Here is a 25,958-nt window from a genome sequence, read left to right as displayed (position 1 = left end):
GAAGCCCTTTTCTGTATTTCTAACGTAATCAGATTACTTTAGCACGAATTTCACACCGAATGTGAAACCGTCGCCATGGAAACCTGAGTCATTGTTAAGACCTAAATAAGGTTTGTAGTCCAAATGCAGGCCAATAGGAATAGTTGGGATTTTGTATTCCAAACCTATCTGCGGACGTAAACCAAAAAATGTCATCGAATCGTCGTTGTAGCTGGCAATTCCTACCTGTGCACCTACACCGGCATACCAAGCCAATCCCTCTGCACCGCTAATAGCTTTTTCATATTGCCAGTCAGCACCGAAAGAAACCCAGTGATCGCGAAATGCAACTTGGAACTGTGCGGCTTGAGTAGGAGCAATAGCGGTCTTATACTGTATACCTACGTTCGAACCATCGTCACCATCGAATACAAGGCCTAATGCCGATTTGTAAGGAGTCTGTGCCTTAGCTTCTTGTGCTCCGATAGTCAGTAAAGCTACGGCAGCAATTGAAAGTAATACTTTTTTCATAACGTCATAGATTTGTTTATGTGTTTTTTAATAATATTGAAAAGTTAGCAAATTTCTTGCCAAACTTAGATAATTCTTTTTTATGCAATATAATTGATTGCATATAAAGAACTTATCATTTCGCCTTTGGAAGGCTTAGCCCCTGAGCCTCCGTTGGGTCTTTAAAGACCATCCCATTTTGAAGAGGAAAAATAAAAACATTTTTTTGACAATTTAAATCGGTGCGTATTTAAAAAAATCGTAACTTTGACCGGCAAATAGAAACCCCAGAACATGTTTGCTATGCAATTAGATCCACAAAAATTCGTAGCTGAAGGTCTTACATACGACGATGTATTGTTGATCCCGGCTTATTCGGAAGTTCTACCGCGAGATGTAGACACCAGCACTTATCTGACACGGAAAATCAAATTAAATATACCATTGGTATCGGCGGCGATGGATACCGTGACGGGCGCGGATCTGGCTATTGCGATTGCGCAGGCTGGAGGAATGGGCATGTTGCACAAGAATATGACGATCGAAGAACAGGCCGCGGAAGTGCGTAAGGTAAAGCGATCAGAAAGTGGCATGATTCAGGACCCGGTGACGCTCTTGCAATCGGCTACCGTGGGCGATGCGTTTAGCATTATGCGAGAGCATAAGATAGGGGGGATTCCTATCATTGACATCGATGGAAAATTGGTGGGGATCGTAACAAACAGGGATCTGCGTTTCCAAAAAGATATGGCCAAACCGATCAGTGAGCTGATGACCAAAAATAATCTGGTCGTTGCGCCGGAGGGAACGGACTTATTGAAAGCCGAAGAAATTCTGCAGAATTATAAGATTGAGAAGCTACCTGTAGTCGATTCGAATTATTTATTGAAAGGATTGATTACATTTAAAGATATTCAAAAGTATAAGCATTATCCAAATGCCGCGAAGGATGCGCATGGACGTCTTTTAGTAGGTGCTGCAGTGGGCGTAACGATGGATACACTGGATCGGGTAGATGCTTTGGTAAAGGCGGGAGTAGATGTCATTACCATCGATACGGCACATGGCCATTCATTGGGCGTTATCAATAAGCTGAAAGAAGTAAAATCTAAACATCCGGATTTACAGGTTATCGTCGGTAATATAGCGACGGGTGCTGCTGCTAAGGCATTGGCCGACGCAGGTGCAGATGCTGTAAAAGTGGGTATTGGGCCGGGCTCCATTTGTACGACACGGATTATTGCCGGGGTAGGGGTGCCTCAATTATATGCAGTCTACGAGGTGGCCAAGGCACTAAAAGGAACGGGTGTTCCTTTGGTTGCAGATGGCGGTATCAAGCAGACAGGTGACATTGCCAAGGCCATAGCTGCAGGTGCACATACCGTGATGGCTGGGTCTTTATTCGCAGGCGTAGAAGAGGCTCCGGGAGAAACTATTCTGTTGGAAGGGCGTAAATTTAAGTCTTACCGCGGCATGGGTTCGGTGGAGGCAATGGAAAAAGGGTCTAAGGATCGTTATTTCCAAGACGTAGAGGACGATATTAAGAAGCTTGTTCCGGAAGGTATCGTCGGACGTGTACCGTATAAAGGTACCTTAGCGGAGGTTGTCTACCAGTATATTGGAGGCTTGAAGGCGTCTATGGGCTATTGTGGTGCGGCGACGATCGAAAAGCTCCAGGAAGCACAGTTTGTGCGGATTACAGGTGCAGGATTGCGGGAATCACACCCACACAATATTCAGATTACAAAGGAAGCGCCGAATTATAACAGCCGGGGATAATGCGGTGATATCGAAAAAAAGCCTGCTTGGACTATCCAAAGCGGGCTTTTTTTTGTAATTTGAGACCGTTGTTTCTATAGAGAAGCACGCAAAGCAGATGTCTGATTTTACTTATTTTAAAATAATCTTGAAAAACAACGATTAAAAATATGATTTTCATAACGAATTGACGTTTTCAATAAAAATATTGTATCTTTGTCCGAGCAATAGCGATGTTCCTTTCTCATCGAGCTCTTATCCACTTAGGGTAATAACATTAAAGATGAGTCCATAGATTTCTCCTCCTAACGTCGTTCGAAATGACGGGAATGAGACTTGTGACAAATCCTCATAAGCATTGAATAAATAAATGACACCGATCCCGATGTATCGGGAACAGATAAAAACAAAAAATAGACAGATGAAACTAAGTCAAAAACAAGCTGTATTTGAAAAAGAAGTTTTAACGCGTTTTGATCTTTTTAAAAGTTTATTTCTAACGCTTCCATTTCAAAGAGTAAGGCATACGGGTACCATCCTGCCGTTCTTTTCCACACATTGCGAGACCGGGGTGTCAGAACATTTGCCGCCGGAAGATATTATTGATAGTTTTTTTGGTCAATATGCGCAATATATCCAGGAAGAAGATCGTGTCGATTTGTTGTTCCGGATCGTTCAATACATTGAACGTCAAGTCGTGTTATTTGATGCGATAGAAGATTCGGCTTTCCAGACCGTAGGGAAAATGGATGAAACAGGTGGGTTAAAATCACTGTTTAGACTGGCACAGAATAATCCTAACCTAAAGAAACAGATTATTGAAAAATTAAGGAATTTTTCGGTACGGTTGGTGCTGACGGCGCACCCGACTCAATTTTATCCGGGGCCGGTTCTGGGGATTATAAACGACTTGATCGAGGCCATTAAAGCAAATGACATTTCGAATATTCATTTACTGTTGCAGCAGCTTGGAAAAACACCTTTTATTAATAAGGAAAAGCCAACGCCGGTGGATGAAGCGGTCAGCTTAGCTTGGTATCTGGAAAATGTATTTTATAAAGTAGCCTCGGGTATACAGTCTAAGATCGATAAGGAGTTGGAAGTACCGGCAGAGGATGTGAAACAGCTTATTGAACTGGGTTTCTGGCCGGGGGGTGACCGGGATGGGAATCCCAATGTCACGGTGGAAGGAACCAAACGGGTAGCCTCCATGTTGCGGACGATACTGTTTAGATGTTATTATCGTGATTTTAGGATGGTAAAACGTCGGATCACATTCAGAGGAGTAGAGAAGTATCTGGACAATCTGCAGACCTTATTTTATGACAATAGCTTTAATCCGGTTGAAAATCCGGTAGATGAGACGAGTAAGATATTGGAGAACCTGCAAGCGATAAAACAGGTGCTCAACACACATCATGATGGTTTATTCGTAGAAATCGTTGAAGATCTGATACGGAAGGTCAATACATTCGGCTGTTATTTTACAACCTTGGATTTGCGCCAAGATAGCAGTGTGCTGCGAAAAGCAACGAACTATCTCGCGGAGATTTACGGCGATCAGCTTGCTGTCACGACGGAACAGCTAACCAAGTCGGAAGAAAGCAAGCAGAAAGCATTGAAATTTGAAGAACACACGCTGGATTATAAGGAAGATGCCGATCCGTTGGTCAAAGATATTGTCGATGTCATCCGATTAATCAAAAGCATTCAAAAATCAGGAAGTGAGCGGGCAGCTCAACGCTTTATTATTTCCAACTGCCAGCAGGCATCGGATATTTTAGGTCTGATGCAGTTGTTTTTGTGGGGGGGGTGGAAGAAAAAAGAATTGACCATGGACTTCGTGCCGTTGTTTGAAACGGTAGATGATCTTTCACGGGCTTCGGATGTGATGCGGACCCTGTATACGAATAAAGCTTATGCAGCGCATCTGAAGATGCGAGGAAACAGGCAGACGATTATGTTAGGCTATTCGGATAGCACCAAGGACGGTGGATATTTGATGGCCAACTGGTCGATATATAAAGCTAAGATTGAATTGACCGCATTAGCACGTGAGTACGATGTAGATCTGGTCTTTTTTGACGGTAGGGGTGGCCCTCCGGCTCGGGGTGGTGGAAAAACACAACGTTTTTATGCCTCTATGGGCAGTGAAATTGATAATAACCACATTCAGCTGACGATACAGGGACAGACCATTAGTAGTCAGTATGGCTCATTAGATACGGCGCAATACAATATTGAGCAACTGTTGCACGCCGGATTGATTTCTGAAGTGAAACAAAACAATGGAGACACGTTGACAGCCAAGCAAAAGCAGGTGATCGGTGATCTGGCAGCGGAAAGTCACCGTAAGTTTATGGAACTTCGCCACCATCCTCTATTCTTGAAATATCTGGAGACTTTAAGTCCACTGAAAGCGTTATCGTCTATTAACATAAGCAGTAGACCAGTGAAACGAAACTCCGATCGGGAGTTGCGGTTGGAGGACTTGCGCGCGATATCGTTTGTTACGTCCTGGAGCCAGTTGAAGCAAAATATTCCGGGCTTCTTTGGGGTCGGTACGGCTTTGCAATGGGCGGAGGAGAACAATATGTGGTCTTATGTCCGCAACCTTTATCAAACTTCGGGGTTCTTTAATACGTTAATTGATAACTGTATGATGTCTATGACAAAATCTAATTTTGATATCACCGCGTACATGAAAGACGACAAGGTTTTTGGTGAGTTCTGGAAAATATTGCATGAGGAATATGTGAAGACAAAAGAGTATTTGCTTAAACTGAGTGGTGCCAGCTGTTTGATGGAGAACTATCCTGTAGAGCGATCCTCTGTCTTGGAGCGGGAGAAAATTGTACTACCGTTGCTTATCATTCAACATGATGCCATACGTAAAATTCTGAGTGGAAAGTTGGATGCGGAGCAGGAAGAAGTCTATCGTAAATTGATAGGTCGCACGATTTATGGTGTGGTCAACGCCGGACGTAATTTGGCTTAATTGAGCTGACTTTCGCTGTATGTGCGAGATATTTTATATGTTTGTTAAAAAATAAGATCAATGAAAATCAACACATTTTTTGCAGCTACGATCTGCGCTGGAACGTTATTTACTTCTTGTGTACACCAAACTGCGCAAGAGCGTCAATTGAAATATACACATACTTCATTAGCCGACGGAGATGCATTTGCAATCATTCAACGGGTGGGTGAGACCGTGCTTACAGGCGCTGCCCGTGCCGAGCAGATCGCATCATCAGGTGATATGCAATCGAAGGAAGTTGCTGCTCAGGTGAAGGCTTTTTATACCCAGTTTATTCCAAGTTTGGATAGTGTGGCCACGGCGTTTCATATTGATTTTCCAATCCGAGGAATTCCGGCATTAACGGAAGCCGACACGGCAGCCCTTGAAAGTACCTCGGATACCACCTTAGTGGTCGAAGAAGACGTGCAGGTACACGCGAAGGAAGATTATGTGCATACGACACAGCATGATGTGGCCTTTGTCAAGGAACAGCTTACCCGTTTGTCACGTAATACCAATAAGGACTTGCAGAATTTTGCTCATGAACATCTGCCAGCTGTTAGCGCGCTGTATACACAGATAGGTGGTCAAGAAGATGCGCATGATCATGCCCACCATTAATCCGGTGAATTGATGATGCAGCCCATTATAACAGGTATATTGTCGTATGGAATGTCCGGAAGGGTATTCCATGCGCCATTTATAGCGCAGAGCCGTTATTTTGAGTTGAGGGCGATTGTGGAGCGGAGCCGTAAGCAAGCGAAGGCCGATTATCCGGATATTATAAGCTATGACAGCGTTGAGGCTATTCTCGCTGATCCGGATATTGAACTGATTATCGTGAATACGCCAAATGATACGCATGTAGCCTATGCAAAGCAAGCTTTATTGGCAGGCAAACATGTACTGATCGAAAAGCCTTTTGCACCTACAAAGAAAGAAGCAGAGGAACTGTTTGCATTGGGAGAGAAAGTCGGAAAAAAGGTGTTACCCTATCATAACCGGCGGTTTGACTCCGACTTCTTGTCATTAAAATATGTGTTGGACAAAGGGTTTGTGGGCAAACCTATTGAGCTGCATTTGCGGTTCGATCGGTTTAAGCCCGAGTTGAGCCCAAAAATATTTAAAGAAACCAGTAAGCGTGCAGCCAGTGGTGTGTTATATGACCTGGGCTCTCATCTGTTGGATCAGAGTATCGCGCTGTTTGGAAAGCCGAAATCTGTTGTTAAAATAAAATCTAAGCACAGACCTCATTCGCGTGTAGATGATTATGCGACTTTGCTATTGAGTTATGAACAAGGTTTGAACGTGTTTATCACCACCAGTCTTTTGGTGGCAAATCCACAAAAAAGCTTTGTGCTGCATGGAGACCGAGGTAGCTATATTAAGGATCGTACAGATACACAGGAAAGGCAGCTCATGGTCGGTATGAAACCAGATGATGCTATGTATGGTCTGGAAGATGAACAAGCTGAGGGGTTGCTGACCATTATAGAAAAAGGACAGCGTGAGGATATAATTGTTCCTTCATTAAAAGGAGATTATATGTTGGTGTTTGCGCATGCCTTTGAAACTATCCGCAATAACGCGCCTTATTATGTTACTCCGGAACAGATTATTTGGCAGTTAGATATACTTTCCAGCGTCCGATAGTTATTTGATCCTTAACATTCTGTTCATATAAAAAGGTTATTATTACGGCAAATTATAATCAAGTATATCGGTGAGATACGCGGCAATAGACATAGGTTCCAACGCTATACGTTTGCTTATAGCAGACGTCATAGAAAAGAATGATACCATTACCTACACAAAAAATACACTTCTTCGTGTCCCGCTTCGTTTGGGTGACGATGCATTTATCGATAAACATATTTCAGAAGGAAAGTTTCAAGATCTGGTGAAGACGATGGGAGCATTCCGTAACCTGATGGACGTGTACAAGGTCAGCGATTATATGGCCTGTGCGACGTCAGCGATGCGTGAGGCTGATAACGGTGACGAGGTGGTAGCCGTGTGCAAGGAGAGCGGGGTAGACATTCAGATTATAGACGGGAGGACTGAAGCTCAGATTGTCTATACCGCTTATTTTGAAAATAAGATTGACAGGAATAAGGTCTATCTCTACGTCGATGTGGGAGGAGGTAGTACCGAGATTTCGCTGTTTGCCAAGGGACATGTAGTGGCATCGCGGTCATTCAATCTGGGTACCATCCGGGTGCTGGATAATCAGGATGCACCCGAGTTGTGGGACGAAATGAAACGGTGGGTAAAAGAGATTACCCAGGGCTATAAAGATATATATGGCATAGGAACAGGCGGTAATATGAACAAGCTGTCGAGGCTGGCCAATGATAAAGGAGATAAGCCGATGACCTACGCCAAGCTAAAGGCGCTTTATAATTACCTGAATTCTTTCTCGCTACGGGACCGGATTCATGAGTTGGGGTTACGCTCGGATAGAGCCGACGTGATTGTCCCTGCAGCGGAAATATTTCTGACGATCATGAAGGTGGGACATTTAAAAAATATGGTCGCACCGCGTGTGGGATTGGCAGATGGAATTATCCAAACCTTGATCGATAAAAACTTTCAGAAATAATCAGAAAAACCGTTGTAGGTTTCGAAAAAAGCTCTATTTTTGTCAGTCAAGATGCCCAGGTGGCGAAATTGGTAGACGCACCATCTTGAGGGGGTGGCGCCTGTACGGGCGTGGCAGTTCGAATCTGCTCCTGGGCACTTTTTATAACCTATTTGCTTTGGCCGTGATTTCGGCGATATCCAGCACCTCAATATCCTGTTCTTTTTCTTTCGCTTTCACACCATCACGCAGCATGGTCATACAAAAAGGACAGGCAGATGCGACGATTTCAGCCTTAGATTCCATGACATCTTCGATACGTTCTACCTGAATATCCTTGTTTCCTGCTTCCGGTTCCTTGAATAGCTGGGCTCCGCCAGCGCCACAGCAAAGTCCGTTGCTCCTACATCTTTTGAGTTCGACGAGGTCAGCATCCAGCACTTCCAATGCTTTTCTTGGGGCTTCGTATACGTCATTCCCCCGACCCAAATAACAAGGGTCGTGATACGTAATACGCTTACCCCGGAACGCATGACCATCTGCCGGTTTTAATTTACCTTCATCAATCAAGGAATGGATCAGTTGGGTATGGTGGATAACTTCATAATGTCCGCCTAAGTTGGGATATTCATTTTTCAAGGTATTGAAGCAATGCGGACAGGCGGTGACGATCTTCTTGATCGCATAGCCATCCAAAACCTGTATATTCATCATGGCTTGCATTTGGAAGAGAAATTCGTTGCCGGCACGTTTGGCAGGATCGCCGGTACAGCTTTCCTCCGTCCCCAAAATGGCGTATTTGATCCCCACGTGCTGTAATATCTTACAGATAGCCCGGGTGATACGTTGCGCTCTTTCGTCGAACGAGCCCGCACAGCCTACCCAAAACAAGAGGTCGGGGCTTTCGCCCTGTGCAACAAGTTCGGCAACGGTCGGTATGTGAAGTTGATTTTCCATGATTTTATTGATCTACTGCTGTGTCCAGTTGGCGCGGTCTGCCTGTGCATATTTCCACGGTGCACCATTGTTTTCGATGTTGCTCAACATGTTGTTAAGGCTTGCCGGAGCCTTTGATTCTTCCATGACGATATATTGGCGCAGACCCATGATAATTTCCAAAGGGTTGATATTGACCGGACATGCTTCCACACAGGCATTGCAGGTGGTGCATGCCCAGATTTCTTCCCGGGTGATGTAATGATCTAAAAGGGATTTTCCATCCTCCACAAAAGAAGCGTTGTGATCGATATTTCTTCCAGTTTCTTCCAGTCTGTCCCGGGTGTCCATCATAATTTTCCGAGGAGAGAGTATTTTGCCGGTAATATTGGCCGGACAGACGGCGGTACATCGGCCACATTCTGTACAGGTATACGCATCCAACAAGTTTTTCCAAGTGAGGTCATGTATATCCTTAACACCGAAACGGCTGACAGTTGTATCAGGTGGAGGCAGAGCGGGATCGAGCATTGCTTTCACCTCCGCGGTAACGGCTTCCATATTCTCGAATTTTCCTTTGACATCCAGTATAGAAAAGTAGGTATTGGGAAAGGCGAGGATAATGTGCAGGTGTTTTGATATGGGTAAATAATTGAGGAAGGCGAGTACCCCAACAATGTGGAACCACCAAGAGAAGCGTTCGATAAGGATTAAGGCGTTGATGTTTGCGGGCAGCAGCATGGACAGAAGAGAACTGATTGGAAAAGCTCCGGCCTGAATGTAGGGGGAGACGTTGAGGAGTTGCAGTTTCTGGTCGGCTGCATTCATCAGTAAGAATGCGCTCATCAATAGTATTTCCACAAGGAGAATAAGGTTTGCGTCCGTCTTTGGCCAATTTTGAAGCTCTTTTTGGTTAAGCCGGCGTACGTGGAGAATGTTCCGTCGGATCAGGAAAATCAGGCAAGATGCTAAAACCAAAATGGCCAGTAGCTCAAAACTATAAATCAGAAAAATGTAGAAACCACCGAGAAAGGAGAATACACGGTGGGTGCCCGACAAGCCGTCTATAATGATTTCCAGCATTTCGATATTGATAATGCAAAAACCTAAGTATACCAGCAGATGAAGAAGTGCCGGAACCGGTCGTTTGAACATTTTCTTCTGTCCGAAAGCGACTAAGAGCATCACTTTTAACCGCTGCCAAGGATGATCGGATCGATTGATGGGATGGCCAAGACGGATATTCCGGTATATTTTTCGGGCATTTCTGTAAAAGAGAAATCCTGCAACGAATAATAGGATACCGAAGATAACCTGACTTACCATAGTGGTTTATTTGGATGTTAAACAAATATAGTAAATAAGCCAGTATTATGTTTGCATACTATCTATTTTAGAAACAGTACAAACTTTTAGAAAGGGGAGTCGTCGGGCATGTCGTTCATTCGGGAAGGCATCGTAATCCCTCCACCCGAAAAATCGTTAAAAGAAGAGGAGGGTGCCATAGCTGATCCGCCAAAAGGAGAATCTCCGGAGAAGGAATCACTCATCCCTGCAAAATCATCTTCCAGATCGACGAACTTGACATACTTACCGATAAACCGCGTCTGTACAATACCTGTCTCCCCATTACGATGCTTGGCGATAATTACTTCACCTACGCCTGCTGTAGATCTTCCTTCCTCATCTTCTGTCAGACCGTAATATTCTGGACGGTACAAAAACAACACCATATCCGCGTCCTGTTCGATCGAACCCGATTCACGTAAATCCGATAACATGGGTCGCTTGCTGTTTCCAGGGCGTGATTCGACAGCCCGACTCAGCTGAGATAGTGCCAATACCGGTATGTTGAGCTCTTTAGCGACTGACTTTAGTGCACGGGAAATACTACCTATTTCCTGTTCACGGTTACCGCCACCCTTTCCGTCACTTTTTCCTTGCATCAGTTGCAAATAATCGACGATGACCATTTGTATATCATGCTGAGCTTTCAATCTCCGGCATTTGGCACGGAACTCAAATACGTTTAGTGCCGGTGTGTCGTCGATAATAATGGGGGCTTCGGTCAACCGACCTATTCTCGAATGGAGCTGTTGCCATTCATGATCGGCAAGATCTCCTTTCTTCAGTTTTTCCTGTTCGATTTCAGTTTCGCCTGCAATGAGACGATTGACAAGCTGTACAGAGGACATCTCCAAGGAGAATACAGCAACGGGACGGTCGTGATCAACAGCAGCATTCCGTGCTACAGAAAGCACAAAAGCTGTCTTACCCATCGCTGGCCGCGCTGCAATAATGACAAGGTCCGAGGGTTGCCATCCGGAAGTCATCCGGTCCAATGCCGTCAGACCTGATGGTATTCCTGTGAGCCCATCAGTACGGTCGCGTAACATCTCCAGAGAGGATATCGCTTCCCGCATGATATCGTCCATCTTTCGGGAATCACGTCGTAAATTATTTTGAGCAATGTCAAATAGACTTTTTTCGGCGTGATCCAGCAAATCAAATATATCGCTCGTCTCGTCGTACGATGCGTTGATGATCTCGGTGGAAACCTGGATTAACTCCCGTTGTATATATTTTTGTGAGATAATCCGGGCATGGTATTCAATATTCGCAGCAGATACGACACGGTCGGTTAGTTCCGTAATATAATATGCGCCTCCAACCATTTCCAAAGCACCCATCTGCCGTAACTCGGCCGTTACGGTCAATAAATCTATGGGCATGGTCTTCTGGAACAGATTGTAGATCGCCTCAAATATCTTTTGATGAGCTTCTTTATAGAATGATTCCGGTTTTAGGATATCAATAACCTCACTAAGGGCATTTTTTTCGAGCATAAGAGCTCCCAATACCGCTTCTTCGAGATCCACAGCCTGAGGAGGAAGCTTTCCTAAACCCGACACAAGATTATTCAGGCTCGTTCTTTTTTTGTTTAAACTCCCTCTTCCCAAATTGGACGACTGACCTGAAAATTCCTGATTCATTATAGCTAAAGTTCCGAGATTAAATTCCTAATTGAGCATCCGACCTAAACCTTTGTCGTTGCGAAAACAAATGTATAAAAAATAGCTCTTCAAAGAATGGACAAATTCTAAACATCAGTGGATAAGTGTTCAAACATGGGCGTCACTACGGTAATCAAACCATGATACATCATTCACATGCAGTGTTGAAAACCTGTTAACTAAATTTTAAACGATTTGGTAATCATAAAGTTGTGTAAGTGTGGATAACTTTGTGTACTGTTAATAAATAGCCACTTCTTTTTGTCTTTTCAACTTTTTAATTATTATATTACCTTTGTCCTATGTCCAACGAAGCTTCCACATTGAAACCCTACAAAACCAAGTTGGGAGGGAAAAAAGAGCAGGTCTCCGATATGTTCAACAACATATCGCCTAAATATGATTTATTAAATCGTATCATGACTTTACGGATCGATGTGATCTGGCGAAAAAAAGCTATTCGGCTTTTAAAATCATCACAGCCTCAATTGATATTGGATGTGGCCACCGGAACGGGTGACTTTGCTATAGAGGCTATTCAACTGCTTCAGCCCAAAAAAATTATTGGTGTGGACATCTCCGCAGGTATGTTGGAGGTCGCAAAGGAGAAAATCCAGAAAAAGGGATTAACATCTCAGTTTGAAGTACAGGTCGGTGATTCGGAAAACCTCCAGTTTGACGACAATACATTTGATGCGGTTACCGTAGCGTTTGGTGTCCGTAATTTCGAAAATCTCGACCGCGGATTGGCGGAGATTAGACGCGTTTTGAAGCCGGGGGGACGTGCAATTATATTGGAACTTTCCAATCCCAAGAAATTCCCGGTGAAGCAGCTTTTCCACCTTTATTTTCATAAAATTGTCCCTTTTATCGGGCGTTTTATCTCGAAGGACGCCAGTGCTTACTCTTATTTGCCCGAGTCGGTTTCCAAATTTCCGGATGGTCAGCGTTTTGCGGCTTTTACGAAGGAAGCGGGGTTTACAACAACACATGTTATGCCGCAGACCTTTGGCTTTTGTACCATTTATGAAGCTATCAAATGAAGAAGTTCGCCTTAGGAATAGCATTTTACCTACTGGGTATGGTAGTACAAGGACAGATGCGGGTCTCCTTACCGTTCTCATCCAGCTATGATGAAGAAGCAGTTATTCTCGTCGGCCTACAGTACAGTTACATTTATCAGAATTATCGGCTCAGTTTGCAGGAGAATTGGGAGAGTGACTATGCCATCGATTATACTGGTGAGAATGTGCATGATGTAGGAAGCCTAAAAGGTATTCATTCGGCAAACGGCCACAACTTTGCTGTAGGTATCCCGGTGGATGTGCGGGTGGATGATAACCTGTATTTTACGTTTAATCCCACTTTTCAGTTCATAAACAATTCCGGAATATCTTTTTCAGGAAGGGATCCGGTGGGGGGAGAGACGTCTCCGAGAACACTGCTCCGTCGTTCCCGACACATCTCTGGATCGGCAGACGGTTCCAATTTCAACTCTTTTGAATTTCCGTTCTCCATTAAATTTCGTTCAGACGAAAAGATCTTAAAGAATAAAATCAATAGGTACCGGGGGTATCTGATCGGTGGTGCCCGAGTCTCCCGTTTCATCGGCATTCAAAAAGAATACGAATTGTTGCTGAAAGAGCGGGAAAATTCTGTTATCCCTCAATCGCTAATTCTGCAGCCGAGTTTTCTTTCCTGGGAGGTCGGTATAGGCGCTGATATTTTCTTTCCCTATTTCAAAATGTCACCTGAAATTAAGTTTAATCAGAGTTTTGGTTCTATCTTAGATCACAACCATGCCTTGTCTCGAGATAATAAATTTATGGCTCCCATAGAAAAGGCGTGGCTCAGAAGTGTGTATATAAGCTTAATATTTCAATAATATGAAACGTACCGTGCTAATTACCGGCGCAAGTTCAGGAATTGGCGCCGCATGTGCTGAAATGTTTGCCCGGGAGGGCAAATACCGGTTAATATTGTGTGCGCGCCGGATAAACAAAGTGACTGAATTAGCGGAAAAGATCGGAAGGACATATCCGGACTGTGCTATCCATGCATTCGCATTGGATGTGCGCCAGGAAAAAGAAGTGTTTGAGGCCGTATCCCATTTGCCAGAGAACTGGCAACAGGTCGATGTTCTGATCAACAATGCGGGGCTGAGCCAAGGATTGGATAATATTGCCGATGGAAATATAGCGGATTGGGATACCATGATAGATACCAATGTCAAAGGGCTGCTGTATGTCACGAAAGCGGTAGTACCTTTGCTGAAACGAAGTACAGAACCGCATATTATTAACATCGGATCAATCGCGGGGAAGGAAGTTTATCCGAATGGAAATGTATACTGTGCGACCAAGCATGCGGTAGATGCTCTAAATAAGGCCATGCGGATTGATCTTTTACCTTTCGGTATTAAAGTGACCGCAGTGAATCCCGGGATGGTGGAAACTGAATTTTCCGAAGTACGCTTTAAAGGAGATAAGGAGCGAGCAAAAGCGGTGTATCAGGGGCTGACTCCTTTGAATGGTCATGATATTGCGGAAATCATTAGCTTTGTTCTGTCGAGACCGTCTCATGTGAATATAAATGATATTCTGGTGATGCCTACCGCGCAGGCTAATGGTACAATTGTCGATAGAAAAAATTAAAAGTACGTGCCGACAGATGAAGCAGGGACAAATAAATATATAAGAACTATGCAATTAGAAGAAAAAATAAATCAGGAAATTAAGTCTGCTATGATAGCAAAAGACAGCGTGGCACTCCGTGGGTTGCGCGCTATTAAAGCGGCTATTCTTTTGGCAAAAACAGAAAAAGCCGGAATAGATCAGTTGACACCGGATACCGAGAATAAAGTATTACAAAAATTGGTTAAACAGCGAAAAGAGTCGGCAGAAATATATAAAAACCAAGGACGTGACGATCTCTATCAAATCGAAGTTGAAGAACAGCAGGTTATTGAGCAGTTTTTGCCGAAACAACTTGAACGCTCGGAAATTGAGAAAGTCGTAAAAGATATTATTCAGGAAACTGGTGCTGTAGGGATGAAGGATATGGGTAAAGTCATGGGGTTGGCCAATCAAAAGCTTGCCGGGCAGGCTGACGGTAAAACAATATCTGAATTAGTCAAGTCGTCACTATCTTAAAAGAAAAGAAGGAATACGTATATGGGGCTGTCTAAAAAGCCTATTATGCCGTCATTTCGAGGAGGTACGACGAGAAATCTATAGTTAAGCAATTTTTCAAATTGTTGAAAATAAGTTAATTAAAATTCATCCATAGATTTTCCTGCGGAGAGCCCTTCGGGGTTCTCTCTTCGTTCGAAATGACGAAAAATGATGCTTCTTAGACACCCTCTTGTTTTATACGGCTGCCATATGTTTTGTCACGTTCGAACGTCTTGATATGGCGTTCCTTTTTTGCGTCATAAATGTCCGCTATAGTAATCAGTATTCCAGTTTCTTCGACCTCACCGAATTCATCGTTCATTGCTGTTCCGAAAGTCATCATTGTCGGGGATAAATTCATATAGGTGTTGATGAGCGGTGGAATATTTTCACCCAGTTCTCTGACGTGTTTATTCAGTACTTTATAGCCTTCCTTATAATCTAAGCCATCAAAAATATGTTGAAACACGGAGACATCGGTCTTGTAGCCCAGGTACAGTTTGTCCAGTGGCTTAAGCAGATTTGTTTTATCCGGAAAATAGTATTCCATAAAATAAATGAGCAAATCTCTCGCCTGCGCATTAAATTTCGGATACATCGTTACTTTACCGAAGAGATACTTGATTTCCGGATTCAGTACAACGAGTGCGCCAAGTCCGTCCCACAGATTATCTAAAGAGAATAAGCCCTTTCTGTTGTCCACCGCAGGTTGGTACCGCGGTTGTACCCATGAACGGCCTAATTCAATCGCATATGGCAGATAATCGTTTTTAAATTTTTCCGAAAATTCAAAATAGTGGGATGTCGACAAGTATATATTACCGTTGTTGTCTAAGGCATCTTTACATCGTATTACCCGATAGCCCGCAATGATCTCTTCATCTTCCGGATTCCAAGCGATGAGCTGATCATAATTGTGCTCGCAAGTGTCATTTTCATCAATATCGAGCGGTAGGCCCGTTCCTCCACCTGCACCCCGGAAAGTCAATTCGCGCAATCGACCGATTTCACGCATGATATGAGGAGCAGTATGGTAATTGATAAGGTATACCTCGTTATTACCATTATTTGTATATCGTAAAAAAGCTTCTTTCGTCAGTTCAGCTTTTATCAAATCTCTTGCTACCGGAGCTATAATTTCTTCCATATTTTTTTTACTACTTCATCCTATAAACAATCCGTTTTATTTCCGCAGCCCATTGTTTTTCGGTTTTTGAGCTATCAAAATACGAATAAGGAATTTTTTTACCAATTTTAATTATAACTCGTTGATTTCTTTGCTTAAAGAACTCGTCCGCTAAGTATAACATTTCCACATTAAACTTAATACCGAGTTTATTCCGCCAATTGGCCAGGTTATAAAAGAAGTTGGAATTTTTACCCTCAATATATACAGGAATAATATCTTTTTTATATTTTTTGGCTTTTGCTATAAAACTTTTTTTCCATTCGAGGTCGATTACCTCGCCTTTTGTTTTTCGGGAGACTAACCCTGCCGGAAATACCAATAAAGCGTGTTCATCGGCATAAGCTTCTTCAATCGCCGCTATTGCCGATTTATTCTGACCACCAACCTTATTGACACCAACAAATAACGGTTCTAAATTACCAATATTCAAAAGAATGTCATTGACCAGAAATTTCACATCTCTTCTATAACGCCCGATAGCATGCATAAAAGCAATACCGTCTAATCCCCCTAAAGGATGGTTTGAAGCGAAAATCACACTTTCATCCAAAGGTATATGTTCACTGCCATCCAGCACTACTTCGACCCCAAGATCTTTAATCAGTGCATCCACAAAATCAAGACCTTGTAGGTTTCTTAGCCTGAACATGATGTCATTTATATCATCTTCGTGAATGGTCTTTTTTAAATATGAAATAAAAAACGAAGGGATCCATTTCGCTGCTTTAGGGCTTTTTTGCCTAATTATCTCCCCAACTTGTATAAATTTTTTCTCTTCAACCGACATAGTAATGGTAGCGCATCTTAGCAAAAATCCACTCGGGTAAAAATAAATAAAATATTTGAACTGAAAACTATAAAGTAGGTAATATGTCATATGTTTTGGCGTATAAGTGATACTTTTTTGGGTAAAGACTAAACGATTTCCTATTTTTATTGTCTTATTAATAAAACAGCATTATGTTCGTCGGCCAATACATATCCAGCAATTACCAAGTTCTTCATACCGATACCATCGGTTATATATTGGATAAGATGGACGAATACCAGTGCAATTATTTGCCTGTGGTAGACCAAAAAGTTTATTATGGTATGATTTCGCAGGAAGTGCTATTGGATCAAGATCAAACGGATCTTGCAGTGCACACTATTTCCTATAAATTGAATCATATTTATTTGTTTGACTATCAGCATATATACGACGCCCTACAGTTGATGTCTTCGCGTGATTATTGTGTTATACCTGTGCTTAATAAGCTGCATGAATATCTCGGCGTGTTAACCAAACAGGATATCCTGATAGGCTTAAATGAAATTCTGGGACAGGAGGAAGGTGCGATTATCGTCCTGGAGCTTGGTATACGAGACAATGCATTGTCCCATGTTGCACGGATTATCGAATCGGAGAATACCGGCATCCTCAACACGGCCATACGACATATTCCGGATTCGGCCAAGTTGGAAATGACGATTAAGGTAAACAAAACCAATATTGCTTCGGTTGTATCGTCGCTGTGGCGCAACGATTATACTGTGAAGGCGACATTTAGAGATGGAGGAGATCAATCCGATATACAGGACAGATATGATCTTTTGATGAATTATTTAGATATATAACCAATTCTTCGCATTTTTGTTTGGAAACAGTTGCTTCGATAAGAATGAATCCTATACGTATAGCCCTATATGGCCGACTTTTTAATTCCTCGGTCAACCCTTTTGTGGAAACCCTATTTCATTATCTTCAGCACCGACAGGTAGAGATATGTATTCATAGCGAGTTTTACCAATTTTTGAAAACACAAGGGCCATTTCCGGAAGGCCTGTCTACTTTCTCTTCTTATGAAGACTTCCCCCGAGATGTCGATTTTATGCTCAGTTTAGGAGGGGACGGTACTATGCTCTCTACTGTTTCTATCGTGAAGGATACCAATATACCTGTTGCCGGTATTAATTTCGGTAGGTTGGGGTTTTTGGCCAATATTCAAAAATCGGAGATCAAAAAAGCTTTGGATCAGATTTTAGATCGTCAATACCATATTCAGAAACGGGCCTTGTTGACGGTGGAGGCAGAAGGGCAAACATTTTTTAACGGAGAGAATGTAGCCCTGAATGATATCTCTGTGCTCCGTTTCGATACCTCCTCTATGATTACCATTCATGCAAAATTGAATGGGGAAGAGCTGAATTCCTACTGGTCTGATGGTTTGATTATTGCGACGCCCACGGGATCGACAGCTTACTCCTTGAGCTGCGGTGGTCCCATTATGATGCCCGGGAGTGGGAATTTTGTGATTACACCCGTTTCACCCCACAATCTGAATGTACGGCCGTTGGTGGTTTCAGAAGGAATGGAGCTGGAATTGCAGGTGGAAAGCCGGACCGGACAGTTTGTGTTGACCTGTGATTCGCGTAGCGAAACCTTACCGACTTCTACCCGTCTTATCATTAAAAAAGCCCCATTTACTGTGAACCTGATCCGCTTAGAGGGCGATGGATACTTTCGGACATTGCGGGAAAAACTGCTTTGGGGAATGGATGTGCGGAATTATTAGCCCCTTTTTAGTGATTAACCAAGAACATTGGGAGATCAAGTGATGGAATGCCGCTAAACTATCTTCTACAGGGAGACAATGGTTTGTGTATAACAGTGAGGGAACATTTCTCGGGCGACAGTGGTATTCACGTTAAAAATCTCTTGAAAAGGTAATTATAGATATATTTGTCTTTTCAAGTAACAAACAACGCACCTTAAATCATGAAGAAACTATATCTTATTTTACTGACATTATTTGCATTGTCTTCGTGCAAAGACAAAGACACTATAGACCAAGATTGGATCGACTTGCGTGGCATAGCGGGTACGTGGAAATTCAACGGAGATAGTGAGTTTACGATTGAGTTTATCCCGGACTATGGAAAGGATATGAAAACTGGAAAACTCATAACCAGAGAGAACGGAAATGTTGAGGATATTGTAGATATAGTAGGTTTTTTAAATCCAGACGGATATCCACCGTTAATCTTCCTTTCTGAAGATTCACCGGTAGGAAACTCATTAGAAATAAATATAATAAACAAGGAAGATATACGAATTCACTGCATTTATGATGGTTCTGTTCCTCTCGTTCCAAGGCCCGTTCCTGACGGACATTATACAAAGGTAAATACCCCGTAAACATAAACTAATTATGATATGGCAGTAACAATAATTGACCCATTCGATCCGCAGATGCCCTTTCCGATGAATCTGCGAAACAGAAAACTGAACAGTGCTCAATGGGATATGATTCCTGTCAATGCGAGGTATGAGAGACTTATGTGCTGCGTACAGGATGAGCAGAAATGGATTCTATCATTCCATTAAAAAAAGAAAAACACTCATGATAAATTGATTAACTTTGTCAAAGTCGAGGCAAACTTGGAGACCGATTTGGATCAGTGGTTTTATGTGCTGAAGAATCTGTCAAAGATGAATAAATTTTCTGTTTATCTAAGGAAACCGATATTTGAGAAATTGTTTCGCGTAGCTGAATACAGCAAATTGACGAAGGAGGAACGCAAGATGTACGATGTAAGTTTAAAACGTAAATGGGATAACAAAGCGGCTTTGGATTATGCTCGTTTAGAAGGCGAAGAAAAGGGCAAAGCCAAAGCCGAAGCCGAGAAAAAAGAATCAGCTATCAAAATGTTGGGAAGAGGTTTTGAAGTAAAGCTGATTTCTGAGATACTTGGAATGTCTGTCGAAGAAATCGAGAGACTTAAATAGTGCAAATCTGGGAATCCCCAAAAACCGCTTCGGAAGCAATTGCGTCTGTGATGGATTTTTAGGTGTTTGGGGCGCTATCCTCGGTTAATGCTTTGTTTGAGCTTATTAGCTATGTTCAGAACAGGAAAATGCATATGATCTCACTTTAACAAAATTTAAGCGCACACAATTCTGTTAAAAACCATATATTTACGCCAAATTCGTAAAAGTTGACTAGAATTCAATTTTCATTGATGGCATTGCTGTTATTTTTATTGTGTGAGAAGGCTAGTGCTCAGCAATACGAGTTCGGTATTTCCGGAGTGGCAACAGGATATATGGGTGACCTGAATCCTGCAGATCCGCTTTATTATAAAAATGCAGGAGGGGGATTGTTCGTGAAATATAACCTAAATCCAACTTGGGGTATACGGGGATCGCTAAACTACCTGTCTCTCTATGCCAACGATCACGATTTTACGAATGCTAACCAATTAAATAGAGGCTTGCTGTTTAATAATGATGTGAAAGAACTCTCGGTAACGGCTGATTTCAATTTTTTTAAGTTTATTGCCGGCAGAGAGATAAATAGATACACACCCTATATTCTCGCCGGATTAGCAATAGCTTATCATAACCCCTATGTTTATCACAATGATCAAAAAGTATATCTGAACGACTATCCTTTGGAAATCGATGCTAGCGATGTATTGGTAAAGCCTTCGAGATGGGCTTTGAGTATTCCTGTGGGGGCAGGCTTTAAATATAATATTTCAGGACCTTGGAGTATAGGGGCAGAGATTAATTACAGGACGGTGTTTTCGGATCGAATAGACAATGTCAGTAAGTTTTATCGTTATGATGTAAACAGACTGCCTGAGGCGTGGGCTTATATGGCAAACCCTACAGGTCAGCTCGCTCGGAAGGGGGGGACATCGCGTGGGGACGGCAAAAACAGAGATGGTTATATGACAGCAGGTATTACATTGACATATACATTAATCAGCAGTAAATGCTATGGATGGCGATAGTACATCACGGCTATATTAGAGGTTTTATCGACAATGGCTTTTAAAGAGAAAATAGATACAGATAAGTTGCCAAGACATATTGCTGTCATTATGGATGGAAATGGTCGTTGGGCCAAAGGGTTAGGCAAGTTGCGTATCTTTGGACACCAAAATGGTGTGAAAGCTGTTCGGGCAACTTTGGAAGCAACGATTGAAATCGGCGTTCCGTATCTGACGCTGTATGCTTTTTCGTCGGAAAACTGGAATCGGCCGAAGAAGGAAGTACAGGCGCTGATGACCTTGCTGATTAATTCGCTGAATAAAGAGCTTGATACACTTCATAAACACGACATTAGGCTGAATGCCATAGGTCAACTTGACGATTTGCCTGCCAATTGCCGAACCACGTTGTTTAATGCCATGGAAGCGACGCGAAATCACACGAAGTGTACACTTACACTGGCATTGAGTTACGGATCGAGGAAGGAGATCATACATGCCACAAAAGCTATTGCAGAAAAAGTGAAAGCGGGGACACTCGATGTCGAGGATATCACAGAGGAAGAATTTGCCAAACACCTATATACACATGATATCCCCGACCCTGATCTGATGATTCGTACCAGTGGTGAATACCGGATCAGCAACTATTTACTTTGGCAATTAGCCTATTGTGAGCTGTGGTTTACCGATAAAATGTGGCCCGAATTTGAAAAGGAAGATTTGTTTGAGGCGGTATGTAGCTATCAGAAGCGCGAAAGAAGGTTTGGGAAGACTGGTGATCAGACGGATTAAGAGGTTGGTATTAAGTGTATTAACCGTTTTTTCTATTTAACAAAAATTAACAAGAGTTTGATGTACTTTAGCATCCATAATAAAAAATAATGAAGCAAATATATTTTCTGACGACTGTATTTTTTTTATTGATAGGGACAGATGGATTTTCACAAATCAGAAATCGTGGTCCTATAAACCTTTCCGATCCTAATGAGATAAACTATTTACAACCGAAAGATTATATTATCGCCGGCGTAACTATTACAGGAGCTCAGTATTTAGTCGAAGATGTGCTGTTGACTATTTCCAAACTGACTGTAGGGGATTATATTGAAGTACCGAGTGAGGCGACCGCGAATGTGATAAAGAATCTCATGGAACAAAATCTTTTTGAAGATGTACAGCTATGGGCCAACCGTATCGACGGGGAAAATATTTATCTTGAAATCAAAGTACAAGAACGCCCCCGATTGACACGAATAGACATCAATGGCCTAAGTAAGTCACAGACAGAAGAAATCAAGAAGCGATTAAATGAAGGTTCCGGGCGCATCGTCAATGAAAACCTAATACAATCCACACGGGCTACGATAAAGCGGTTTTTAAGAGAGAAATCATTCTTATATCCGGATATTAAAATAACGACCAAGAAAGATACGACCCAGCCCAATAATGAAATAGTGGAAGTAGATGTTGACCGCAATAAGAAGATAAAAGTGAGAGAAGTCAACTTCAGCGGCAATGAGGTTTTTTCAGATAAACAGCTTACTAAATACTTAAAAGGTATAAAACCACGCAAATGGTATAGAATATTTGGGCCGGGAAAGTTTAAAGATGATAAATATAAAGAGGCCAAAGAGAAAATGGTAGCGAAGCTGCAAGATAGGGGATATCGTGATGCACAAATCTTATCAGACAGTGTCTATCGTTATGATGATAACGAAGTTGCTATTGATTTCAAGATATATGAAGGGCCAAAATATTACGTCGGAGCTATTGATTGGGTAGGCAACACGCGGTATAAAGATTCCATTTTAAATATATTGTTAGGGGTCGAAACAGGAGACGTATATAGCGAAGAAAAGTTACACACCAAATTAATAGGGCCAACACGCAACAGTGATGATATCAGCGCACTGTATCAAAATGATGGCTACTTAACATTTACCATTAATCCGATTATCAAAAAGATATACAACGATACGATTGATTTAGAGATACAGGTCAGCGAGGGTAAGCAATATACCATCAACAACGTGATTGTAAAAGGTAATGATGTCACCAACGACCGCGTTGTCCTTCGTTCTATATATACGAAACCTGGGCAGAAGTATTCCCGGGAACTGATTATGCGTAGTATCCGTGAGATTTCGCAGCTGGGTATGTTTGATGAACAAAAGATTACACCTGATATTCCATCCTCAAGCATGAATCATGAGGAAGGTACGACCGATATTGTATTTAATGTGGTCGAAAAACCTTCCGACCAGGTCGAACTATCCGGTGGGTATGGTGCCGGACAGATTATCGGTACGTTGGGATTATCATTCAATAATTTTTCGACGAGCAACTTCTTCAAGAAAGATGCATGGAAACCATTGCCGCGTGGAGACGGTCAAAAATTAAGCGTCCGTGGGCAGACATCGGGTAAAAGGTATCAATCGTATAGCTTTTCATTTTCTGAGCCGTGGTTAGGGGGTAAAAAACCGGTATATTTTGGATTAAGCGCCTATACATCGAATTCGTCTTATGGAGGGTTTAATTATTATACCGGTGAGCAAATGGTGAAGGATTCGGAGCTCAATCGTATCTGGATGACCGGTGTCACAGCGAGTTTGGGTAAGCGCTTGCGTTGGCCGGACAATTATTTCCAGATTAGCAGTTCGCTTTCTTTCCAGCGGTATAAGCTGCAGAATTATGGAAATTACTTCTTGTTTTCCGATGGTACGGCGTATAACATCAATTTCACGCAAGAGATTAGCCGCAATTCGGTGGACGCGCCTATATATCCGACGTCCGGATCACATATCCGACTTTCCATACAGTTGACACCTCCTTATTCCGCTTGGAATAATATCAACTATCAGACAGCAGAAGATAATGTGCGTTATAAATGGACAGAATATCACAAATGGAAGTTCGATTCGCAATGGTATACGAAAATAGCAGGCAAACTTGTTCTTAAAACACAGGCACAGTTTGGTTATCTCGGTAACTATACCGATCGGACACCAACGTCGACATTTGAACGCTTCAAGCTTGGGGGAGACGGTATGCAGGGTTTTGACTTCTTACAGGGGTCGGAGATTATTGCCATGCGTGGATACGCAAATGGTACGATTATTCCCGAGTCGACGGGAAATGGATATCAGCAAATTGCTATTAACTCGGGTAGCCCGATCTACAGCAAATATCAGGTAGAACTAAGGCATCCGGTGATGTTAAATGAACAAGCCACAGTATTTGTGTTAGCTTTTGCTGAGGCTGGAAACACATGGAATAAATTTTCCGAGGTCAATCCTTTCAAAGTAAGACGCTCTGCCGGTGTAGGTGCCCGTATCTTCCTGCCGATATTCGGTATGTTGGGTATCGATTATGGACATGCCTTTGATCCGATACCGGGCATGTCATCCAATAATTGGAAGCAAAGTTTTACCTTTAGTATATTACAAAATATGGGAGGTTTTTAAGCATTAAACTTTTTGTTACTTTTGTTGTCATAAAAAAAAGAGAAGTCATGAAAAAACTATTAATATTATTTATTATCACAGCATTTGCAACAAGTGCCGTAGTTGCGCAGCGGTTGGCGTATGTCGATTCTGAATATATTTTGAAACATGTTCCGGAATATGTTTCTGCGCAGAAAAGAATGGATGATCTATCGGTTCAATGGCAGGAGGAAGTGGATAAGCAGTATGGTGAAATCGAAAGATTATATAAGGCTTATCAGAATGATCAGGTTCTTCTGAATGATGATATGCGTCGTAGACGGGAAGATGAAATCGTGAATAAGGAAAAAGAAGTGAAAGAATTCCAACGCCAGAAATTTGGTTATGAAGGTGAACTTTTTCAAGAAAGGGTACGGTTGATCCAACCTATACAGGACCGGGTTGCCAAAGCCATTCAGGACATTGCAGCGGCTCAGGGACTCGACCTTATATTGGATAAAGGCAGCGAAGTTACATTTCTATATGCGAACCCACGGCTGGACAAGAGTGATGACGTGATTACAAAGTTAGGTTTTAAGCCTGATCCGTCTTTGGCTGAAAGTAAACAACAATAAGTAACAACTGATTTATTAACACAAAAACAATTCAAATTACAGCAGTAATTGCAGCGTATTAACATGAAAAGAATGAAAAATTTAGTAAAAGGAGCGGTAGTAGCATTAGGATTATTTGGACTAATAAGTACGACACAAGCACAGCAAAAAATCGGACATGTCAATGTGGAAGAGATTTTTCAGCTCACTCCGGAATTTAAGGCAGCTCAGGAACAGTTGAAAACGTTGGGTGAGACGAAGCAAAAGGAATTAGAAGGGATGTATACCGAGTTCCAGAAGAAAGAAACTGCAGCAAATGAGAAGCTCAGAAACAGAAGTGAGGCAAACAAGGATCAGATCGATGCGGAAGTAAACGCATTGGGGCAAGAGCTTCAACAAATGCAAACCCGAATTCAAGAGGTACAAAAGGTTGCACGTGAAGAATTCGAGAAGAAACAACAAGAGTTGATGGCTCCCATTCAGACTAAGGTGATGAATGCGATCAATACGGTAGCAAAAGAAAAGGGATACGCCTATGTGTTAGATATCGCTGCCGGTGGTGTGGTTTATTTCCAAGGAGGTGAAGATATCTCAGCCGATGTAAAAACAAAATTAGGCGTCCAATAAGAAAACACACCCTTTGATATTTAAAAAAGGCTATTCCCATCGAATAGCCTTTTTATTTTTTCCGTTATTTTTCGACCAGTTTGTCGAGTGTTACATTTAAGGCATTGGCAATTTCATAGGCAGTGCTGATGGAGCAGTTGACAACCCCCCGCTCGACAGTACTTATAGCGCCGTATTCTACATTACATATCAGCGCTAATTCGACCATGGTCAACCCTTTTTCTAATCGGTATTTTCTGACATTTTTCCCGAATAGAGTGATGAGCTCTTCGTTTCTGGGATTTTTTGTTGCCATATACGACAAAAATTATCATAATAAATTTTGATTCATGTACGACATGTCATACATTTGTTTGACATTTAACATTATTG

General features: G+C 42.2%; 26 protein-coding genes and 1 tRNA gene. 20 read left to right on the top strand and 7 right to left on the bottom strand.

Going from position 1 to position 25,958, the window contains the following annotated elements:
- Positions 1 to 33 precede the first annotated feature (33 nt).
- Complete coding sequence (locus G5B30_RS09370; RefSeq protein WP_165319719.1) at positions 34 to 510, bottom strand: hypothetical protein; 477 nt, start codon at positions 508 to 510, stop codon at positions 34 to 36.
- A 282-nt stretch (positions 511 to 792) separates the two neighbouring features.
- On the opposite strand from G5B30_RS09370, the gene guaB reads away from it, so the two are divergent.
- The 6 genes from guaB to G5B30_RS09340 all read left to right on the top strand — a co-directional run bounded on the left by guaB (position 793) and on the right by G5B30_RS09340 (position 8,008).
- Positions 793 to 2,268 carry an IMP dehydrogenase gene (guaB, locus tag G5B30_RS09365; protein WP_165319910.1) on the top strand — a complete coding sequence of 492 codons (1,476 nt, stop codon included), beginning with the start codon at positions 793 to 795 and terminating at the stop codon, positions 2,266 to 2,268.
- Between the two features lie 400 nt (positions 2,269 to 2,668).
- On the top strand, positions 2,669 to 5,245 hold the full coding sequence (locus G5B30_RS09360) for a phosphoenolpyruvate carboxylase (protein WP_165319718.1): 2,577 nt from the start codon (positions 2,669 to 2,671) through the stop codon (positions 5,243 to 5,245).
- A gap of 60 nt (positions 5,246 to 5,305) precedes the next feature.
- On the top strand, positions 5,306 to 5,890 hold the full coding sequence (locus G5B30_RS09355; RefSeq protein WP_165319717.1) for a hypothetical protein: 585 nt from the start codon (positions 5,306 to 5,308) through the stop codon (positions 5,888 to 5,890).
- A 12-nt stretch (positions 5,891 to 5,902) separates the two neighbouring features.
- A complete protein-coding gene (locus tag G5B30_RS09350) occupies positions 5,903 to 6,922 on the top strand; it encodes a Gfo/Idh/MocA family oxidoreductase (protein WP_206367068.1) in 1,020 nt (339 codons plus the stop codon).
- Positions 6,923 to 6,992: 70 nt separating this feature from the next.
- Positions 6,993 to 7,871, top strand: a complete 879-nt coding sequence (locus G5B30_RS09345; RefSeq protein ID WP_165319715.1) for an exopolyphosphatase — start codon at positions 6,993 to 6,995, stop codon at positions 7,869 to 7,871.
- Between the two features lie 53 nt (positions 7,872 to 7,924).
- Positions 7,925 to 8,008, top strand: a tRNA-Leu gene (locus tag G5B30_RS09340).
- A 4-nt stretch (positions 8,009 to 8,012) separates the two neighbouring features.
- On the opposite strand, the gene G5B30_RS09335 is transcribed toward G5B30_RS09340, so the two are convergent.
- From G5B30_RS09335 to dnaB, 3 genes are all read right to left on the bottom strand, one after another.
- On the bottom strand, positions 8,013 to 8,807 hold the full coding sequence (locus G5B30_RS09335) for a (Fe-S)-binding protein (protein ID WP_165319714.1): 795 nt from the start codon (positions 8,805 to 8,807) through the stop codon (positions 8,013 to 8,015).
- 12 nt (positions 8,808 to 8,819) lie between these two features.
- Positions 8,820 to 10,112, bottom strand: a complete 1,293-nt coding sequence (locus G5B30_RS09330) for a (Fe-S)-binding protein (protein ID WP_165319713.1) — start codon at positions 10,110 to 10,112, stop codon at positions 8,820 to 8,822.
- Positions 10,113 to 10,198: 86 nt separating this feature from the next.
- The gene (gene dnaB, locus G5B30_RS09325) at positions 10,199 to 11,779 is read right to left on the bottom strand and encodes a replicative DNA helicase (protein ID WP_165319712.1); all 1,581 of its coding nucleotides are present in this window, start codon (positions 11,777 to 11,779) and stop codon (positions 10,199 to 10,201) included.
- Between the two features lie 323 nt (positions 11,780 to 12,102).
- On the opposite strand from dnaB, the gene ubiE reads away from it, so the two are divergent.
- The 4 genes from ubiE to G5B30_RS09305 are packed head-to-tail and all read left to right on the top strand — an operon-like array spanning position 12,103 to position 14,952.
- A complete protein-coding gene (gene ubiE / locus G5B30_RS09320) occupies positions 12,103 to 12,843 on the top strand; it encodes a bifunctional demethylmenaquinone methyltransferase/2-methoxy-6-polyprenyl-1,4-benzoquinol methylase UbiE (protein ID WP_165319711.1) in 741 nt (246 codons plus the stop codon).
- A complete protein-coding gene (locus G5B30_RS09315; protein WP_165319710.1) occupies positions 12,840 to 13,685 on the top strand; it encodes a PorT in 846 nt (281 codons plus the stop codon). The genes ubiE and G5B30_RS09315 overlap by 4 nt, the downstream gene beginning before the upstream one ends.
- A 1-nt stretch (position 13,686) precedes the next feature.
- Positions 13,687 to 14,454 (top strand): SDR family NAD(P)-dependent oxidoreductase, encoded by a 768-nt coding sequence (locus G5B30_RS09310; RefSeq protein ID WP_165319709.1) that lies wholly within the window; start codon positions 13,687 to 13,689, stop codon positions 14,452 to 14,454.
- A 48-nt stretch (positions 14,455 to 14,502) separates the two neighbouring features.
- Positions 14,503 to 14,952, top strand: a complete 450-nt coding sequence (locus G5B30_RS09305; protein ID WP_165319708.1) for a GatB/YqeY domain-containing protein — start codon at positions 14,503 to 14,505, stop codon at positions 14,950 to 14,952.
- Between the two features lie 199 nt (positions 14,953 to 15,151).
- Here the strand turns inward: G5B30_RS09305 and G5B30_RS09300 are convergent, their stop codons facing one another.
- Together G5B30_RS09300 and G5B30_RS09295 are read right to left on the bottom strand one after the other, a co-directional pair.
- A complete protein-coding gene (locus G5B30_RS09300) occupies positions 15,152 to 16,120 on the bottom strand; it encodes a GNAT family N-acetyltransferase (RefSeq protein ID WP_165319707.1) in 969 nt (322 codons plus the stop codon).
- A gap of 10 nt (positions 16,121 to 16,130) precedes the next feature.
- Positions 16,131 to 16,949, bottom strand: a complete 819-nt coding sequence (locus G5B30_RS09295; RefSeq protein WP_165319706.1) for a 1-acyl-sn-glycerol-3-phosphate acyltransferase — start codon at positions 16,947 to 16,949, stop codon at positions 16,131 to 16,133.
- A 173-nt stretch (positions 16,950 to 17,122) separates the two neighbouring features.
- Here G5B30_RS09295 and G5B30_RS09290 point away from each other — a divergent pair, with 173 nt between their 5' ends.
- The 10 genes from G5B30_RS09290 (at position 17,123) to G5B30_RS09245 (ending at position 25,586) form a co-directional block, all read left to right on the top strand.
- On the top strand, positions 17,123 to 17,779 hold the full coding sequence (locus tag G5B30_RS09290) for a CBS domain-containing protein (RefSeq protein WP_165319705.1): 657 nt from the start codon (positions 17,123 to 17,125) through the stop codon (positions 17,777 to 17,779).
- 44 nt (positions 17,780 to 17,823) lie between these two features.
- Positions 17,824 to 18,717, top strand: a complete 894-nt coding sequence (locus tag G5B30_RS09285; RefSeq protein WP_206367067.1) for an NAD kinase — start codon at positions 17,824 to 17,826, stop codon at positions 18,715 to 18,717.
- A 203-nt stretch (positions 18,718 to 18,920) separates the two neighbouring features.
- The gene (locus G5B30_RS09280) at positions 18,921 to 19,340 is read left to right on the top strand and encodes a hypothetical protein (protein WP_165319704.1); all 420 of its coding nucleotides are present in this window, start codon (positions 18,921 to 18,923) and stop codon (positions 19,338 to 19,340) included.
- An 18-nt stretch (positions 19,341 to 19,358) separates the two neighbouring features.
- Complete coding sequence (locus tag G5B30_RS09275) at positions 19,359 to 19,529, top strand: hypothetical protein (protein ID WP_165319703.1); 171 nt, start codon at positions 19,359 to 19,361, stop codon at positions 19,527 to 19,529.
- 84 nt (positions 19,530 to 19,613) lie between these two features.
- On the top strand, positions 19,614 to 19,931 hold the full coding sequence (locus G5B30_RS09270; RefSeq protein WP_410528441.1) for a PD-(D/E)XK nuclease family transposase: 318 nt from the start codon (positions 19,614 to 19,616) through the stop codon (positions 19,929 to 19,931).
- A 209-nt stretch (positions 19,932 to 20,140) separates the two neighbouring features.
- Entirely contained in the window at positions 20,141 to 20,941 is an 801-nt protein-coding gene (locus G5B30_RS09265) for a DUF6089 family protein (RefSeq protein ID WP_240903166.1), read from the top strand.
- A gap of 33 nt (positions 20,942 to 20,974) precedes the next feature.
- Positions 20,975 to 21,715 (top strand): isoprenyl transferase, encoded by a 741-nt coding sequence (locus tag G5B30_RS09260; RefSeq protein ID WP_165319701.1) that lies wholly within the window; start codon positions 20,975 to 20,977, stop codon positions 21,713 to 21,715.
- An 89-nt stretch (positions 21,716 to 21,804) separates the two neighbouring features.
- Positions 21,805 to 24,387 (top strand): outer membrane protein assembly factor BamA, encoded by a 2,583-nt coding sequence (gene bamA / locus G5B30_RS09255; protein ID WP_165319700.1) that lies wholly within the window; start codon positions 21,805 to 21,807, stop codon positions 24,385 to 24,387.
- Between the two features lie 47 nt (positions 24,388 to 24,434).
- Positions 24,435 to 24,980 (top strand): OmpH family outer membrane protein, encoded by a 546-nt coding sequence (locus tag G5B30_RS09250; protein WP_165319699.1) that lies wholly within the window; start codon positions 24,435 to 24,437, stop codon positions 24,978 to 24,980.
- Between the two features lie 72 nt (positions 24,981 to 25,052).
- Complete coding sequence (locus G5B30_RS09245) at positions 25,053 to 25,586, top strand: OmpH family outer membrane protein (RefSeq protein WP_165319698.1); 534 nt, start codon at positions 25,053 to 25,055, stop codon at positions 25,584 to 25,586.
- A gap of 64 nt (positions 25,587 to 25,650) precedes the next feature.
- Here the strand turns inward: G5B30_RS09245 and G5B30_RS09240 are convergent, their stop codons facing one another.
- Positions 25,651 to 25,881 (bottom strand): helix-turn-helix domain-containing protein, encoded by a 231-nt coding sequence (locus G5B30_RS09240; protein WP_165319697.1) that lies wholly within the window; start codon positions 25,879 to 25,881, stop codon positions 25,651 to 25,653.
- Between the last annotated feature and the right edge of the window lie 77 nt (positions 25,882 to 25,958).

The organism is Sphingobacterium sp. SGG-5, assembly GCF_011043525.1.
In the GTDB taxonomy this organism is placed as follows: domain Bacteria; phylum Bacteroidota; class Bacteroidia; order Sphingobacteriales; family Sphingobacteriaceae; genus Sphingobacterium.
The sequence above is the reverse complement of the archived record's forward strand: the minus strand, read 5'-3'. Positions and strand labels throughout refer to the sequence as shown.

What these genes read in the sequence shown, in the direction of transcription:
- G5B30_RS09370 (WP_165319719.1), bottom strand. Translation starts at nt 510, where the DNA reads ATGAAAAAAGTATTACTTTCAATTGCTGCCGTAGCTTTACTGACTATC.
- guaB (WP_165319910.1), top strand. Translation starts at nt 793, where the DNA reads ATGCAATTAGATCCACAAAAATTCGTAGCTGAAGGTCTTACATACGAC.
- G5B30_RS09360 (WP_165319718.1), top strand. Translation starts at nt 2,669, where the DNA reads ATGAAACTAAGTCAAAAACAAGCTGTATTTGAAAAAGAAGTTTTAACG.
- G5B30_RS09355 (WP_165319717.1), top strand. Translation starts at nt 5,306, where the DNA reads ATGAAAATCAACACATTTTTTGCAGCTACGATCTGCGCTGGAACGTTA.
- G5B30_RS09350 (WP_206367068.1), top strand. Translation starts at nt 5,903, where the DNA reads ATGATGCAGCCCATTATAACAGGTATATTGTCGTATGGAATGTCCGGA.
- G5B30_RS09335 (WP_165319714.1), bottom strand. Translation starts at nt 8,807, where the DNA reads ATGGAAAATCAACTTCACATACCGACCGTTGCCGAACTTGTTGCACAG.
- G5B30_RS09330 (WP_165319713.1), bottom strand. Translation starts at nt 10,112, where the DNA reads ATGGTAAGTCAGGTTATCTTCGGTATCCTATTATTCGTTGCAGGATTT.
- dnaB (WP_165319712.1), bottom strand. Translation starts at nt 11,779, where the DNA reads ATGAATCAGGAATTTTCAGGTCAGTCGTCCAATTTGGGAAGAGGGAGT.
- ubiE (WP_165319711.1), top strand. Translation starts at nt 12,103, where the DNA reads ATGTCCAACGAAGCTTCCACATTGAAACCCTACAAAACCAAGTTGGGA.
- G5B30_RS09315 (WP_165319710.1), top strand. Translation starts at nt 12,840, where the DNA reads ATGAAGAAGTTCGCCTTAGGAATAGCATTTTACCTACTGGGTATGGTA.
- G5B30_RS09310 (WP_165319709.1), top strand. Translation starts at nt 13,687, where the DNA reads ATGAAACGTACCGTGCTAATTACCGGCGCAAGTTCAGGAATTGGCGCC.
- G5B30_RS09305 (WP_165319708.1), top strand. Translation starts at nt 14,503, where the DNA reads ATGCAATTAGAAGAAAAAATAAATCAGGAAATTAAGTCTGCTATGATA.
- G5B30_RS09300 (WP_165319707.1), bottom strand. Translation starts at nt 16,120, where the DNA reads ATGGAAGAAATTATAGCTCCGGTAGCAAGAGATTTGATAAAAGCTGAA.
- G5B30_RS09295 (WP_165319706.1), bottom strand. Translation starts at nt 16,949, where the DNA reads ATGTCGGTTGAAGAGAAAAAATTTATACAAGTTGGGGAGATAATTAGG.
- G5B30_RS09290 (WP_165319705.1), top strand. Translation starts at nt 17,123, where the DNA reads ATGTTCGTCGGCCAATACATATCCAGCAATTACCAAGTTCTTCATACC.
- G5B30_RS09285 (WP_206367067.1), top strand. Translation starts at nt 17,824, where the DNA reads ATGAATCCTATACGTATAGCCCTATATGGCCGACTTTTTAATTCCTCG.
- G5B30_RS09280 (WP_165319704.1), top strand. Translation starts at nt 18,921, where the DNA reads ATGAAGAAACTATATCTTATTTTACTGACATTATTTGCATTGTCTTCG.
- G5B30_RS09275 (WP_165319703.1), top strand. Translation starts at nt 19,359, where the DNA reads ATGGCAGTAACAATAATTGACCCATTCGATCCGCAGATGCCCTTTCCG.
- G5B30_RS09260 (WP_165319701.1), top strand. Translation starts at nt 20,975, where the DNA reads ATGGCTTTTAAAGAGAAAATAGATACAGATAAGTTGCCAAGACATATT.
- bamA (WP_165319700.1), top strand. Translation starts at nt 21,805, where the DNA reads ATGAAGCAAATATATTTTCTGACGACTGTATTTTTTTTATTGATAGGG.
- G5B30_RS09250 (WP_165319699.1), top strand. Translation starts at nt 24,435, where the DNA reads ATGAAAAAACTATTAATATTATTTATTATCACAGCATTTGCAACAAGT.
- G5B30_RS09245 (WP_165319698.1), top strand. Translation starts at nt 25,053, where the DNA reads ATGAAAAATTTAGTAAAAGGAGCGGTAGTAGCATTAGGATTATTTGGA.
- G5B30_RS09240 (WP_165319697.1), bottom strand. Translation starts at nt 25,881, where the DNA reads ATGGCAACAAAAAATCCCAGAAACGAAGAGCTCATCACTCTATTCGGG.